The following is a 14,493-nucleotide window of genomic DNA, read 5'->3' as shown; positions in this document are numbered from 1 at the left end:
TATATCATCGGTATGAGCATATCCCCCACAGACCACCATTTCACCCTGCTTTCGATCCTGTGTTACGATGAACTCGCTGTTATTTGTCACCACGACTTAGCTGAATGGACCCTATGAACGCATTTGATTCGCAAGCTGAAGACTCTCCATCCACCATTGGCCGTAGCTTACGCAGCCGCCCGCTGGCGCGTAAAAAACTGTCTGAAATGGTTGAGGAAGAACTTGAACAGATGATTCGCCGTCGGGAATTTGGCGAAGGGGAACAGTTGCCGTCAGAGCGAGAACTGATGGCTTTTTTCAATGTTGGCCGTCCTTCTGTACGAGAAGCGCTGGCGGCGTTAAAGCGTAAAGGTCTGGTGCAAATTAACAACGGTGAGCGCGCCCGCGTTTCACGTCCTTCGGCCGATACGATTATCAGCGAACTGTCCGGCATGGCGAAAGATTTCCTCTCACATCCTGGTGGTATTTCCCATTTTGAGCAGCTGCGATTGTTCTTTGAGTCCAGCCTGGTGCGTTATGCCGCAGAGCATGCCACTGACGAGCAAATCGACAGGCTGGCGAAAGCGCTGGAGATCAACAGTCAGTCGCTGGAAGACAATGCGCTCTTCATCCGTTCAGATGTTGACTTCCACCGTGTGCTGGCAGAGATCCCGGGCAACCCCATCTTTATGGCGATCCATGTTGCGCTGTTAGACTGGTTAATAGCTGCCCGTCCGGCCGTCGCCGATCAAGAATTGTATGAGCACAATAACGTGAGTTATCAGCAGCATATCGCTATTGTCGACGCGATTCGCCAGCGCGATCCTGAAGAAGCAGACCGCGCACTGCAAGAACATCTCAATAGCGTTTCCGCAACCTGGCACGCCTTCAGCAAAAGTAAAAAATTGCGTAAGTAATCGCGATCCTGACGATCTTTTAGTGAAGCAGATCGCACTATAAGCGTTCTGTATTGTATTGCTGCTTATTTGATCTGGTATAACAGGTATAAAGGTATGCAGTCAGACAACACTAATCATCTTCAGAGGTCGTTATGGCAAGAAATTTAAAAGGCGTAATGCCAGCGTTATTAACTCCATTCGATAACCAGCAGAAACTGGACACCGAGAGCTTGCGCCGTCTGGTGCGTTTCAACATTGGGCAGGGCGTTGATGGGCTCTATGTCGGTGGCTCAACGGGTGAGGCCTTTGTCCAGAACCGCGCTGAAAGAGAGCAGGTGCTGGAAGTTGTTGCTGAAGAAGCGAAAGGTAAAGTGACCTTAATTGCCCACGTTGGCACGGTGAGCACTGAAGAGAGCCAGCAGCTGGCGAGCGCTGCGCATCGCTACGGATTTGATGCGGTTTCGGCCGTTACGCCGTTTTACTATCCGTTCAGCTTTGAAGAGCACTGCGATCACTACCGCGCAATTATTGATTCCGCCGATGGCTTACCGATGGTGGTCTATAACATCCCGGCACTGAGCGGCGTAAAACTGACGCTGGATCAGATCAACACGCTGGTGACGTTGCCGGGCGTTGGCGCGCTGAAGCAAACCTCAGGCGATCTCTATCAAATGGAACAGATCCGCCGCGCTCACCCCGATCTGGTGCTTTACAACGGCTATGACGAGATCTTCGCTTCTGGGTTGCTGGCCGGTGCGGATGGTGGGATTGGCAGTACTTACAACATCATGGGATGGCGTTATCAGGGAATTGTGAAAGCGCTCAAAGAAGGCGATATCCGGGCTGCACAAAAGCTGCAAACCGAGTGCAATGAGGTTATCGATCTGCTCATCAAGGTTGGCGTATTCCGCGGTCTGAAAACGGTACTGCACTATATGGATGTGGTTTCTGTACCACTGTGCCGTAAACCGTTCGCTCCCGTAGATGAACAATATTTGCCAGAACTGAAAGCCCTGGCGAACCAACTGCTGGCGGAAAAATCGTAACCGCGGGTCGCCGGGGGCGCTTCGCTTGCCCGGCCTGGATTTTTCGACCGTAGGCCGGAAAAGGCAAAGCCGCCATCCGGCTCAACAACAAAGATCGTCGGGAGAGTAAAATGAGTACTTCTACCCAGAGCATCCCGTGGTATCGCCATCTCAATCGGGCACAATGGCGGGCATTTTCCGCCGCCTGGCTGGGGTATCTGCTTGATGGTTTTGATTTTGTATTAATCGCCCTTGTACTGACGGAAGTACAAGGCGAATTCGGACTGACGACGGTGCAGGCGGCCAGTTTGATCTCCGCCGCCTTTATCTCCCGCTGGTTTGGCGGGTTAATGCTGGGGGCGATGGGTGACCGTTACGGACGTCGCCTGGCGATGGTCACCAGCATCATTCTGTTCTCAGTGGGGACGCTGGCCTGTGGCTTCGCGCCAGGCTACACCACCATGTTTATCGCCCGCCTGGTTATCGGTATGGGAATGGCAGGTGAGTACGGCTCCAGCGCCACCTACGTTATTGAAAGCTGGCCTAAACACCTGCGAAATAAAGCCAGCGGCTTCCTGATTTCTGGTTTCTCGGTCGGCGCGGTGATCGCTGCGCAGGTTTATAGCCTGGTGGTTCCGGTCTGGGGATGGCGTGCGCTGTTCTTCATCGGCATTCTGCCGATTATCTTTGCCCTCTGGCTGCGTAAAAATATTCCGGAGGCAGAGGACTGGAAAGAAAAACACGCAGGTAAAGCGCCAGTACGCACTATGGTGGACATTCTCTATCGGGGTGAACATCGGGTAATCAATATTTTGATGACCATCGTTGCGGCGACTGCGCTGTGGTTCTGCTTTGCTGGCGACCTGCAAAATGCGGCTATCGTGGCGGTCCTCGGCCTGATATGTGCGTTTATTTTCATTAGCTTTATGGTGCAAAGCAGCGGTAAACGTTGGCCGACGGGTGTGATGCTGATGGTTGTCGTGCTGTTCGCATTTCTCTACTCGTGGCCGATTCAGGCGCTGCTGCCAACGTATTTGAAAACTGAACTGATGTATGACCCTTCAACGGTTGCCAGGGTCCTGTTCTTTAGTGGCTTTGGTGCGGCGGTTGGCTGCTGCGTCGGTGGTTTCCTTGGCGACTGGCTGGGTACCCGCAAGGCTTATGTGTGCAGTCTGCTGGCCTCGCAGTTGCTGATTATCCCTGTGTTTGCGATTGGCGGGGCCAACGTCTGGGTTCTGGGTTTGCTACTGTTTTTCCAGCAAATGCTTGGGCAGGGGATCTCCGGGATCTTACCAAAACTTATTGGTGGTTATTTCGATACCGACCAACGTGCCGCGGGCCTGGGGTTCACCTACAACGTAGGGGCACTTGGTGGGGCACTGGCACCGATCATCGGGGCGCTGATTGCACAACGTCTGGATCTGGGCACAGCGCTGGGATCGCTCTCTTTCGGCCTGACATTTGTGGTGATCCTGTTGATTGGCCTTGATATGCCGTCTCGTGTACAGCGCTGGCTGCGGCCTGAAGCACTACGTACACATGATGCCATTGATGGTAAACCGTTTAGTGGAGCCGTGCCGTTTGGCGGCGATAAAAGCACCATGGTGAAATCAAAAAGTTAATCCGCTTGCCCGGCGTTGAGCCGGGCAAGATTCGAAAGGGAAGATGTATGTCGTTACTTGAGCTACTGGATAAAAAGATTGCCGCTGATGGCGGACTGATTGTCTCCTGCCAGCCCGTTCCTGACAGCCCGCTGGATAAACCTGAAATTGTCGCCGCCATGGCGCTGGCAGCCGAGCAGGCTGGTGCGGTGGCGCTGCGTATTGAAGGCGTGGAAAACCTGCAGGCGACCCGGGCGGTCGTTTCGCTGCCAATTATAGGTATTCTGAAACGCGATCTTGCTGACTCCCCTGTACGCATCACTGCATTTTTAGATGATGTCGATGCGTTGGCGCAGGCGGGAGCTGACATTATAGCGATTGATGGTACAGACCGCGTGCGTCCTGTTCCCGTCGCCGCACTGTTGGCACGAATTCATCAACATCACTGTCTGGCCATGGCCGACTGTTCGTCGCTGGAAGACGGCCTGGCCTGCCAGCAACTCGGCGCGGAAATTATTGGTACGACGCTGTCGGGTTATACGACACCAGAAACACCAGATGAGCCTGATCTGGCGCTGGTGAAAGCGTTACGTGATGCCGGGTGTCGGGTGATTGCCGAAGGACGTTATAACACGCCAGCACAAGCAGCTGAAGCCATGCGCCACGGGGCCTGGGCGGTGACAGTGGGTTCTGCTATTACCCGACTGGAACACATTTGCCAGTGGTACACCACGGCGATGAAAAAGGCCGCGCTATGACCACCCTGGCGATTGATATCGGTGGTACTAAACTGGCCGCTGCACTGGTTGATGGTCGCCTGCAAATGCGTGACCGTCACGAACTTCCGACACCCGCCAGCAAAACACCACAAGCGCTGCGAGCTGCTCTGGAAGCGCTGATTGAGCCGTTGCTGGCACAGGCTCAGCGCGTGGCGATTGCCTCAACCGGCATCATCCGTGAGGGCGCGCTCCTGGCACTGAATCCATTAAATCTGGGGGGATTGATGCATTTCCCGCTGGTGCAAACGCTGGAGTCATTCACCGGTCTACCGACGTTGGCGGTGAATGACGCACAGGCCGCTGCGTGGGCTGAATATCATGCACTTGGCGGGAAATACCACGATATGGCGTTTATTACTGTATCGACCGGTGTTGGTGGCGGCGTGGTTAGCAACGGAAAGTTGTTAACCGGAGCCGGGGGGCTGGTGGGGCATGTAGGTCATACACTGGCGGACCCGTATGGTCCGCAATGTGGTTGTGGACGAGTGGGGTGCGTGGAGGCTATCGCTTCCGGCCGTGGGATTGCAGCGGCAGCCGAAGGCTCACTTGCTGGATGTGATGCAAAAACTATTTTTAGCCGGGCCAGACAAGGGGATGAACAGGCGTGTCAATTGATCCAGCGATCGGCATGCACGTTGGCACGTCTGATTGCCGATGTGAAGGCGACAACCGACTGCCAGTGCGTTGTTATTGGCGGAAGCGTCGGGTTGGCTGAAGGTTATCTGGCGCAGGTGAAAGACTGGCTGGCACAGGAACCCGCGACTTATCACGTGAAATTACTGGCGGCACATTACCGTCATGACGCTGGACTACTGGGGGCCGCGCTGTTGGCCCAGGGAGAATGATGATGATGATGTCAGGGGATTTACAGTCTCAGCTTTCTGCTGGATTGCATCCGGTATTGCAGCAGGCATTAACGCTTGCCATTGCGGCGAATCCTCAGGAGAAGACACCAGGGCGCTACGCGTTGCAAGGCGATACTATTTTTATGAATGTCATGCAGTTTGCGACGCAGAGCCCAGAGCAAAAGAAAGCGGAACTGCATCAGCAGTACATTGATATTCAGGTGCTGTTGTCCGGCGAAGAACGCATTCTGTTCGGGATGACCGATTCTGCTCGCCAGTGCGATGAGATGCATGTTGAGGATGACTATCAGCTGTGCAGCGAGATTGCCGATGAGCAGGCGATCGTACTGAAGCCGGGAAGATTTGCGATTTTTATGCCGGGCGAGCCGCATAAACCGGGCTGTGTGGTGCAAGCCCCGATGGACATTAAAAAGGTGGTGATTAAGGTGCGCGCCAGCTTATTACACGTCTGACAGACCGTGTCGGATGGCAAGGCTTGTGCCATCCGACACTGGATAGAACAACCTAGCGCTTAAACGTCACCGCTTCCGGTTGTGCCAGATGCAGCGTGGTCTGGCTTGGCACCGTTTCAGCAATGACTCGCCCGTGACGAATGGAATAACGTGCAGGCGTCTGGCGACGAACCGCATCAAACCCATTTTCTGCCGCTAAAATTACCAGATTTCCGGCGTTCCCCACGTTCAGACCATAATCCTGCAGGTGCAGGGTTTTCGCACTGTGGGTAGTGATCAGGTTCAGCCCATCGTTAATCTGTCCGTATCCCATCAGCTGACACACATGTAATCCCATATGCAGTACCTGCAGCATATTGGCGGTGCCCAGCGGATACCACGGGTCGAAGACGTCATCATGCCCAAAGCAAACATTGATGTCCGCTTCCAGCATCTCCTTGACGCGGGTGATGCCACGGCGCTTAGGATAGGTGTCAAAACGTCCTTGCAGGTGAATATTCACTAGCGGATTCGCGACGAAGTTAATACCTGACATTTTTAACAGACGGAAAAGGCGGGAAGCATATGCGCCGTTGTAGGAATGCATCGCTGTGGTGTGGCTGGCTGTCACGCGCGATCCCATGCCATCGCGATGTGCCAGCGCCGCGACGGTTTCAACAAAGCGCGATTGCTCATCATCAATCTCGTCACAGTGCACATCGATAAGTCGGTCATACTTCTGTGCCAGGGCGAAAGTTTTGTGCAGCGATTCGACGCCATATTCACGCGTGAATTCAAAGTGAGGAATTGCGCCAATGACGTCGGCACCCAAACGCACAGCTTCTTCTAGCAGCGCTTCGCCGTTGGGATAAGAAAGAATACCTTCCTGTGGGAACGCCACAATCTGCAGCTCCACCCACGGTGCCACTTCTTGCTTCACTTCCAGCATGGCTTTCAGCGCCGTCAGCGTAGGATCGGAAACGTCTACGTGAGTTCGGACATACTGGATGCCGTTGGCCATCTGCCACTTGAGAGTCTGCATGGCGCGGGTCTTCACGTCTTCGTGGGTGAGCATCGCCTTGCGTTCGGCCCAGCGCTCAATACCTTCAAACAACGTACCCGATTGGTTCCAACTGGGCTCCCCTGCAGTTTGCGTGGTGTCCAGATGGATATGTGGCTCAACGAACGGTGGAATGGCCAGCCCGCCTTCAGCATCAAGCACCTTGCCCTGTGGCGCAGATGCTGTTTCCTGGGGATCAATACGGCTAAAACGCCCGTTTTCAATCGTGATTTGCCACAATCCTTCACGCCCCTGCAGACGGGTTTGAGTTAGAGTGATGGTGTTATTCTGCATGGCTGACCTCCGGGGATTTAGCAAGGCTGCGATTGAAAAGTGGGTTCAGCAGGATATAGCTGAATACGCCGCCAAGTACGGCGTTGACGGGCACAATACCGGGAATATAGTGACCGGCGGCGATGCCCAATGCAACGGACAGGATCGCTATCCAGTTTACGGAAATAAATTGCGCTTTGCTGAAGTCGGCATAGCGGCGATGGTTCAGCAGATAGTCGGCGATGATCACCCCGCCAATGGGGGGAATTGCTGCCGACAGAAAGGTCAGCCAGCCGACAAAGTTATTGTAAAGCCACAGCGCGCACAATGTGCCGATAATACCGTTAGCCACCGACAGCGTACGGCTGGAAAGGCCGGTAATATTGGCAAATCCCAGACCGGAGGCGTACAGCGCGTTGTCATTGGTTGTCCAGATATTCAGGCCGAGAACGATGATCGCGGGCAGCAGCAGCCCCTGGGCAATCATCACGTCAGAGATATCCGCCTGTCCTACCGCGGCGGCACCAGCCGCGCCGAAGATGAACATCAAGGAGTTGCCAAGGAAAAACGCCACCATGGCGATCAGCACTGCGCCTTTGGCGTTGCGACCAAAGCGAACGAAGTCGGCGGTTAATGTTCCTGCGCTGACAAACGATCCGACGACCAGCGCCAGTGCTGTGGAAAAATTCAGCGGTGTCTGCGGCACTATCGCTTTTAAATGGTCTAAACCGCCGACATCACTCACCGCCAGCCAGACGGAGTAGCTGCCAAGAACGACGATGGCGGGGACGGCGATGATGGACAAAATGGTGAGTGCCGAGATACCAAAGAAGATGGTCATGGTCATCAGCAGACCGGAAACTGCAATCAGGATGTTGACGTCAATTCCCGTCGCTTTACCCACCGGGATGGCGAACATTGCCACGCCGACGCCAAACCAGCCCACCTGTGTGCCGCCTAGTAGCATTGAGGGAAGCCATGAACCTTTTATGCCAAATGAGTAACGTGCGAGGAGGTGGGTAGAGAGACCTGTTTTTGCGCCAATATAACCGAGAAATGCAGTGTAAATACCGAGGAGAAGATTACCGAAGAGAACTGCCAGGAAGAAATCATTATAGGAAAGACCGGTACCGAGTGTGCCTCCGGTCCACATACTGGCTGAAAAGAATGTTAACCCCAACATCACAAACGTCAGTGGTATCACGCCTTTCCGCGCTGCCAGAGGGACGGGGCCCTGGCTATAATTGTTGTCCTGCGACACAACGCCTCCTTGAATTTTGCCCAAAAAATCCGCCGCATCATATACAGTTCTCAGAATAAAGCAAACGATTACGTATAATCTTTACATGGTTATTATTTATGGTGTTGATGATTACGTTGATTTTTGGGCTCGACATTTTTAACCGATAAGAAGCGGACAAACGCCGACCAGGGTAGTGGAAAAGATTAAGTCAGTTACGCCAAATGGTAAGATTCTGCAGACACTGTCTGCGGAATTTCAATGTACTGAATATACAGCTGTATTTGTGAGCGGCTTTCGAAAAATGATTCCGCATGTATTTAGTGGAGGAATATTGGCTCCCCATCCATCAGCGTCAGGGGAGCCAGAAGTATTACACTTCCAGGTAATTTAGGATCCCGTCTGCCGCTTTACGACCTTCGGCAATCGCGGTGACCACCAGATCCGAACCGCGCACGATGTCGCCACCGGCGAAGATTTTCGGGTTGCTGGTCTGGAAAGCGTTGTCGCTACGTTCCGGGGCAATGATGCGGCCCTGTGAATCCAGTTCGACGCTGTGCTCTTTCAACCATTCCATGCTGTGCGGGCGGAAACCAAACGCCAGGACCACCGCATCAGCCGGAACAACGTGCTCGGAACCCGCGACGATCTCCGCACGGCGACGTCCCTTAGCATCCGGTTCGCCCATTTCAGTGCGCGCCATTTTCACGCCGCACACTTTCCCGTTGGCATTCACTTCCACACCTAAAGGCTGGACGTTGAACTGGAACTCGACGCCTTCTTCACGCGCGTTTTTCACTTCGCGTTTCGAACCCGGCATGTTCTCTTCGTCGCGACGATAGGCGCAAATGACGTGTGCAGCATTCTGGCGAACCGAAGTGCGCACGCAGTCCATCGCGGTATCGCCACCGCCGAGCACGACGACGCGTTTGCCTTCCATGCTGATGTATGGCTCGTCGCTGCTTTCGCCAAAACCCATCAATTGCTTGGTATTAGCAATCAGGAACGGCAGGGCATCAAACACGCCCTCAGCGTCTTCGTTTTCCAGCCCGCCGCGCATTGACTGATAGGTTCCTACGCCAAGGAACACGGCGTCGTAATCTTTCAGCAGGTCGTCGAGCTGTACGTCACGGCCCACTTCCACGTTGAGTTTGAACTCAATGCCCATGCCGGTGAAGATTTCACGGCGACGGGTCATGACCTCTTTTTCCAGCTTGAAGGCTGGGATACCGAAGGTCAGCAAGCCGCCGATTTCCGGGTGACGGTCAAATACCACCGCCTTTACGCCGTTACGGGTCAGCACATCAGCACAGGCCAGGCCCGCCGGACCCGCGCCGATAATCGCCACGCGCTTGTCCGTCTGGCGAACGCCGGTCATATCCGGACGCCAGCCCATCTCGAATGCTTTATCGTTGATATAGCGCTCGATGTTGCCGATAGTTACCGCGCCAAACTCATCGTTCAGCGTACAGGATCCTTCACACAGCCTGTCCTGCGGGCATACACGGCCACAGACTTCCGGCAGGGTGTTGGTCTGGTGCGAAAGCTCTGCCGCTTCAAAAATACGTCCCTCATTCGCCAACTTCAGCCAGTTCGGGATGTAGTTATGCACCGGGCACTTCCACTCGCAGTACGGGTTACCGCAGGACAGGCAGCGATCTGCCTGTGCTTTGGCCTGACCTTCGGAAAACGGCTCGTAAATTTCGATAAACTCGATCTTACGGATCTTCAGCGGCTTCTTCGGCGGATCAACACGCTGCAGGTCGATAAATTGGTATACGTTCTGACTCATTGCTGCTACCCCTTACTGCGCCTGCACACGCAGCTCTGCTGCGCTACGACTACGGTGACCCAACAGTGCTTTCACATCACTGGACTTTGGTTTTACCAGCGCGAATTTCGCCGAGAATGCTGGCCAGTTCGCCAGGATCTCTTCGCCGTGTGAAGATCCGGTATGCTGTACGTGCTCGGTAATCAGACCGCGCAGGTGCTCTTCGTGGATAGCCAAAGAGTCCACGCTCAGCACTTCGACCAGTTCCGGGTTCACGCGTTTGCGGAATTCACCGTCTTCGTCGAGCACGTAGGCGAATCCGCCGGTCATGCCCGCACCGAAGTTAACGCCGGTTTTGCCGAGAATACAGACGATGCCGCCGGTCATGTATTCACAGCCGTTGTCGCCAATTCCTTCAACCACGGTGATTGCGCCGGAGTTACGCACCGCAAAGCGCTCACCCGCACGACCCGCAGCAAACAGGCGACCACCGGTGGCGCCATACAGGCAGGTGTTACCGATGATGCTCGCCTCATGGCTACGGAAAGCTGAGCCAACCGGAGGACGTACCGCCAGCAGACCGCCCGCCATGCCTTTACCGACATAGTCGTTGGCATCGCCGGTCAGATACAGCTCCACGCCGCCCGCGTTCCACACGCCAAAACTCTGGCCTGCGGTACCGCTGAAATGCGCTTTAATCGGGTCAGAAGCCAGCCCCTGATCGCCATGCGTCTGAGCGATATAGCCCGACAGCGATGCGCCGACGGAACGGTCAGTGTTGCGGATATCGAACCAGAAGGTTTTGCTCTGGCGCTCGTCGACGAACGGCTTCGCCTGCTGCAACAGCTGGGCGTTCAGCACGCCATTATCAAACGGCGGGTTGTTCTCGGTGCAATGCAGCGCTTTACCAGGATGCGGTTCGGCGGTTTCCAGCAGACGAGACAGCTCCAGCTTTTGCTGCTTGGCGGTAAACCCTTCCAGCTCTTTGAGCAGGTCGGTGCGACCAATCAGATCCACCAGGCGGGTAACGCCCAGCTGTGCCATCAGCTCGCGAACTTCACGAGCGATAAATTCAAAGTAGTTGGTCACTTTGAACGGCAGGCCGTGATAGTGGTTCTTACGCAGTTTCTCATCCTGAGTTGCAACACCGGTTGCGCAGTTGTTCAGGTGGCAAATACGCAGATATTTACAGCCCAGCGCGACCATTGGGCCGGTACCGAAACCGAAGCTCTCTGCACCCAGAATCGCTGCTTTAATGATATCGACGCCAGTTTTCAAACCGCCATCGACCTGCAGACGAATTTTGTGACGCAGACCGTTAGCCACCAGCGCCTGCTGGGTTTCCACCAGGCCGAGTTCCCACGGGCAGCCCGCATATTTCACGGAGGAGAGCGGACTTGCACCGGTGCCGCCGTCGTAGCCGGCGATGGTGATCAGATCCGCATAGGCTTTCGCCACGCCGGTGGCGATCGTGCCGACTCCCGGTTCGGAAACCAGTTTCACCGAGATCATCGCCTTCGGGTTGACCTGTTTGAGGTCGAAAATCAGCTGCGCTAAATCCTCGATAGAGTAGATATCGTGGTGCGGCGGCGGGGAGATCAGCGTCACGCCCGGTACCGAATAGCGCAGTTTGGCGATGTACGGAGTGACTTTGTCGCCCGGTAACTGGCCGCCTTCACCCGGCTTCGCACCCTGAGCGACTTTAATCTGAATCACGTCGGCGTTCACCAGATACGCCGGGGTTACGCCAAAGCGACCAGAAGCCACCTGCTTAATCCGCGACACTTTGTTGGTGCCGTAGCGCGCCGGGTCTTCGCCGCCTTCGCCGGAGTTCGAGTTACCGCCGATGCTGTTCATCGCTTCGGCCAGCGCTTCGTGTGCTTCCGGGCTTAATGCGCCGATAGACATGGCCGCAGTATCAAAACGTTTAAACAGTTCGGTTGCGGGTTCTACCTCGTCAATGCTGACGGCTTCATCACCAGGCATAATCGCCAGCAGATCGCGCAGCGTGGCTGCCGGGCGCTCGTTGACCAGCTTGGCGTATTCCTGATAGTCGCTGTACTCGCCGCTTTGCACCGCCTGTTGTAGCGTGCGCACCACGTCCGGGTTGTAGGCGTGGTATTCGCCGCCATGGACGTACTTCAGCAGACCGCCCTGGCTGATGGGCTTACGCGCCAGCCATGCATGTTTGGAGAGGTTCAGCAGATCCTGCTGGAAGTCGGTAAATCCTGCGCCGCTGATGCGGCTAACCACGCCCTGGAAGCACAACGCCACGACATCATCGTGCAGACCAACGGCTTCAAACAGCTTCGAGCAGCGGTAAGAGGCAATGGTCGAGATGCCCATTTTGGACATGATTTTGTACAGGCCTTTGTTGATGCCGTTACGGTAGTTCAGCATCACGGTGCGGTAATCTTTGGCAATCGCCTGGGTGTCGATCAGACGTCCCAATGTTTCATACGCGAGATACGGATAAATGGCCGTCGCGCCAAAGCCGAGCAGGACGGCAAAATGGTGCGGATCGCGGGCACTGGCGGTTTCAACGATGATGTTGGCGTCGCAGCGCAGGCTTTGTTCTACCAGACGCGTTTGCACTGCGCCCACGGCCATCGGCGCCGGAACCGGCAGACGGTTTTTGGCGATGTTGCGATCAGAGAGTACCAGCAGTACCGTGCCGTTGCGCACCATCTGTTCCGCCTTATCGCACAATGCTTTGACGGTCTCTTCGAGCGTAGTTTCGGTCGCGTCGAAGGTGATATCCAGGCGGTCAGCGCGATAATGCTCCTCTTTCATGGTGGTGAGCTGGGTGAAATCGGAGTACAGCAGGATCGGCGATTTAAAGCTCAGGCGGTGTGCCTGACCTTCCGCTTCGCAGAAGACGTTCATCTCACGACCGATGCTGGTGGCCAGCGACATGACGTGCGCTTCACGCAGCGGGTCGATCGGCGGGTTGGTGACCTGCGCGAACTGCTGGCGGAAGTAGTCATAGATGATGCGCGGCTGGCTGGAGAGCACGGCAAACGGGGTATCATCACCCATTGAACCGACCGCTTCCTGGCCATTTTCGCCGAGCACGCGGATCACGGAATCCAGCTCTTCAGCGCTGTAGTTAAATTGTTTTTGGTAGCTGGCGAGGGTGTCATCGTCCAGTTCACGGCTGCCGACCTGATCGTCAGCCAGGTCTTCGAACGGCACCAGACGGCGGACGTTTTTCTCCATCCACTCTTTGTACGGGTGACGGCTTTTCAGGTCATCATCGGTTTCGGCCGAGTGCAGAATGCGCCCGCTGCGGGTATCGATAACCATCAGCTCGCCAGGGCCGACGCGGCCTTTCTCTACCACTTCATCCGGCTGATAATCCCAGATCCCGACTTCAGAGGCGCAGGTAATCAGCTTGTCTTTGGTGATGACGTAGCGTGCCGGACGCAGGCCGTTACGGTCGAGGTTACAGGCGGCGAAGCGACCGTCGGACATCACGATGCCCGCCGGGCCGTCCCACGGTTCCATGTGCATGGAGTTAAAGTCAAAGAACGCGCGCAGCTCCGGGTCCATATCCGGATTGTTCTGCCATGCCGGTGGAACCAGTAAGCGCATGGCACGGATGATGTCCATCCCGCCTGCCAGCAGCAGTTCCAGCATGTTATCCATCGAACTGGAGTCTGAGCCGGTTTCGTTAACAAATGGCGCGGCGTCGTGCAGATCCGGGATCAGCGGGGTCTGGAACTTATAGGTACGGGCGCGCGCCCACTGGCGGTTGCCCGTGATGGTGTTGATTTCACCGTTGTGCGCCAGATAGCGGAACGGCTGCGCCAGCGGCCAGCGCGGCACGGTGTTGGTGGAGAAGCGCTGGTGGAACAGGCAGATGGCCGATTCCAGACGCAGGTCTGCCAGGTCCAGGTAGAAGCGCGGCAGATCTGCCGGCATACACAGACCTTTATAGATATTGACCAGATTCGACAAGCTACAGACGTAGAAGTCTTTGTCTTGCAGGAGGCGTTTTTCGATACGACGACGCGCGATGAACAGGCGACGCTCCATATCACGCGGACGCCAGCCCGCAGGGGCGTTAACAAAAATTTGCTCGATACGAGGCAGGGAGGAAAGGGCTATTTCACCGAGAACACCTTCGTTGGTTGGCACGTCGCGCCAGCCTACGATCGACAGGGTCTCCTGCTGTAATTCTTCTTCAACAATGCGACGAGATGCTGCCGCCAGTTCAGGGTCTTTATTTAAAAAGATCATGCCGACGGCGTAGTTTTTAGCTAAACGCCAGCCGCGCTCTTGCGCAACAATGCGGAAAAAGCGGTCAGGTTTTTGTAACAGCAAGCCGCAACCATCGCCGGTTTTGCCATCGGCAAGAATTGCGCCACGGTGCTGCATACGTGCCAGTGCGTGTATGGCGGTACGCACTACCTTGTGGCTAGGTTCGCCTTCTATGTGGGCGATCAGGCCGAAACCACAGTTATCCTTCTCAAGGGATTTATCGTACAACATATCAGTGAACCTCCCCAGGCTCTGCGGGACACCTCTCCGATACCGTTTGCGCACGGGCACACCAAGAGCATGGCG

General features: G+C 55.4%; 10 protein-coding genes and 1 pseudogene. 6 read left to right on the top strand and 5 right to left on the bottom strand.

Annotated features, from left to right (window positions below):
• Positions 1-104 precede the first annotated feature (104 nt).
• The 6 genes from nanR to nanQ all read left to right on the top strand — a co-directional run bounded on the left by nanR (position 105) and on the right by nanQ (position 5,601).
• On the top strand, positions 105-896 hold the full coding sequence (gene nanR, locus SK32_RS17560; RefSeq protein WP_048213441.1) for a transcriptional regulator NanR: 792 nt from the start codon (positions 105-107) through the stop codon (positions 894-896).
• 134 nt (positions 897-1,030) lie between these two features.
• The gene (gene nanA / locus SK32_RS17555; RefSeq protein ID WP_048213440.1) at positions 1,031-1,924 is read left to right on the top strand and encodes an N-acetylneuraminate lyase; all 894 of its coding nucleotides are present in this window, start codon (positions 1,031-1,033) and stop codon (positions 1,922-1,924) included.
• A 110-nt stretch (positions 1,925-2,034) separates the two neighbouring features.
• Complete coding sequence (gene nanT, locus SK32_RS17550) at positions 2,035-3,525, top strand: sialic acid transporter NanT (RefSeq protein ID WP_048213439.1); 1,491 nt, start codon at positions 2,035-2,037, stop codon at positions 3,523-3,525.
• Between the two features lie 47 nt (positions 3,526-3,572).
• Positions 3,573-4,262: an N-acetylmannosamine-6-phosphate 2-epimerase gene (locus SK32_RS17545; protein WP_048213438.1), complete on the top strand. Its 690-nt coding sequence runs from the start codon at positions 3,573-3,575 to the stop codon at positions 4,260-4,262.
• Positions 4,259-5,128, top strand: coding sequence for an N-acetylmannosamine kinase (gene nanK / locus SK32_RS17540; protein WP_048213437.1), 870 nt, complete (start codon positions 4,259-4,261; stop codon positions 5,126-5,128). The genes SK32_RS17545 and nanK overlap by 4 nt, the downstream gene beginning before the upstream one ends.
• A 5-nt stretch (positions 5,129-5,133) precedes the next feature.
• Positions 5,134-5,601 (top strand): N-acetylneuraminate anomerase, encoded by a 468-nt coding sequence (gene nanQ, locus SK32_RS17535; RefSeq protein WP_048213508.1) that lies wholly within the window; start codon positions 5,134-5,136, stop codon positions 5,599-5,601.
• 52 nt (positions 5,602-5,653) lie between these two features.
• Here the strand turns inward: nanQ and SK32_RS17530 are convergent, their stop codons facing one another.
• The 5 genes and pseudogenes from SK32_RS17530 to gltB form a co-directional block, all read right to left on the bottom strand.
• A complete protein-coding gene (locus SK32_RS17530) occupies positions 5,654-6,934 on the bottom strand; it encodes a cytosine deaminase (protein WP_048213436.1) in 1,281 nt (426 codons plus the stop codon).
• A complete protein-coding gene (gene codB, locus SK32_RS17525; RefSeq protein WP_048213435.1) occupies positions 6,924-8,174 on the bottom strand; it encodes a cytosine permease in 1,251 nt (416 codons plus the stop codon). The genes SK32_RS17530 and codB overlap by 11 nt, the downstream gene beginning before the upstream one ends.
• Positions 8,175-8,296: 122 nt before the next feature.
• Positions 8,297-8,431 (bottom strand): annotated as a pseudogene (locus tag SK32_RS26755) (DUF1016 domain-containing protein); the annotation flags it as partial.
• 95 nt (positions 8,432-8,526) lie between these two features.
• On the bottom strand, positions 8,527-9,945 hold the full coding sequence (locus tag SK32_RS17520) for a glutamate synthase small subunit (RefSeq protein ID WP_048213434.1): 1,419 nt from the start codon (positions 9,943-9,945) through the stop codon (positions 8,527-8,529).
• Between the two features lie 12 nt (positions 9,946-9,957).
• Complete coding sequence (gene gltB, locus SK32_RS17515) at positions 9,958-14,418, bottom strand: glutamate synthase large subunit (protein WP_137378882.1); 4,461 nt, start codon at positions 14,416-14,418, stop codon at positions 9,958-9,960.
• Positions 14,419-14,493 lie beyond the last annotated feature (75 nt).

Source organism: Citrobacter sp. MGH100 (assembly GCF_001034465.1).
Classification (GTDB): domain Bacteria; phylum Pseudomonadota; class Gammaproteobacteria; order Enterobacterales; family Enterobacteriaceae; genus Citrobacter; species Citrobacter youngae.
This window is presented reverse-complemented; position numbering and strand designations above follow the sequence as displayed.

Coding starts and splice junctions, on each gene's coding strand:
- SK32_RS17520 (WP_048213434.1), bottom strand. CDS start 9,945: ATGAGTCAGAACGTATACCAATTTATCGACCTGCAGCGTGTTGATCCG.
- nanA (WP_048213440.1), top strand. CDS start 1,031: ATGGCAAGAAATTTAAAAGGCGTAATGCCAGCGTTATTAACTCCATTC.
- nanT (WP_048213439.1), top strand. CDS start 2,035: ATGAGTACTTCTACCCAGAGCATCCCGTGGTATCGCCATCTCAATCGG.
- gltB (WP_137378882.1), bottom strand. CDS start 14,418: ATGTTGTACGATAAATCCCTTGAGAAGGATAACTGTGGTTTCGGCCTG.
- nanR (WP_048213441.1), top strand. CDS start 105: ATGGACCCTATGAACGCATTTGATTCGCAAGCTGAAGACTCTCCATCC.
- nanQ (WP_048213508.1), top strand. CDS start 5,134: ATGATGTCAGGGGATTTACAGTCTCAGCTTTCTGCTGGATTGCATCCG.
- nanK (WP_048213437.1), top strand. CDS start 4,259: ATGACCACCCTGGCGATTGATATCGGTGGTACTAAACTGGCCGCTGCA.
- SK32_RS17545 (WP_048213438.1), top strand. CDS start 3,573: ATGTCGTTACTTGAGCTACTGGATAAAAAGATTGCCGCTGATGGCGGA.
- SK32_RS17530 (WP_048213436.1), bottom strand. CDS start 6,934: ATGCAGAATAACACCATCACTCTAACTCAAACCCGTCTGCAGGGGCGT.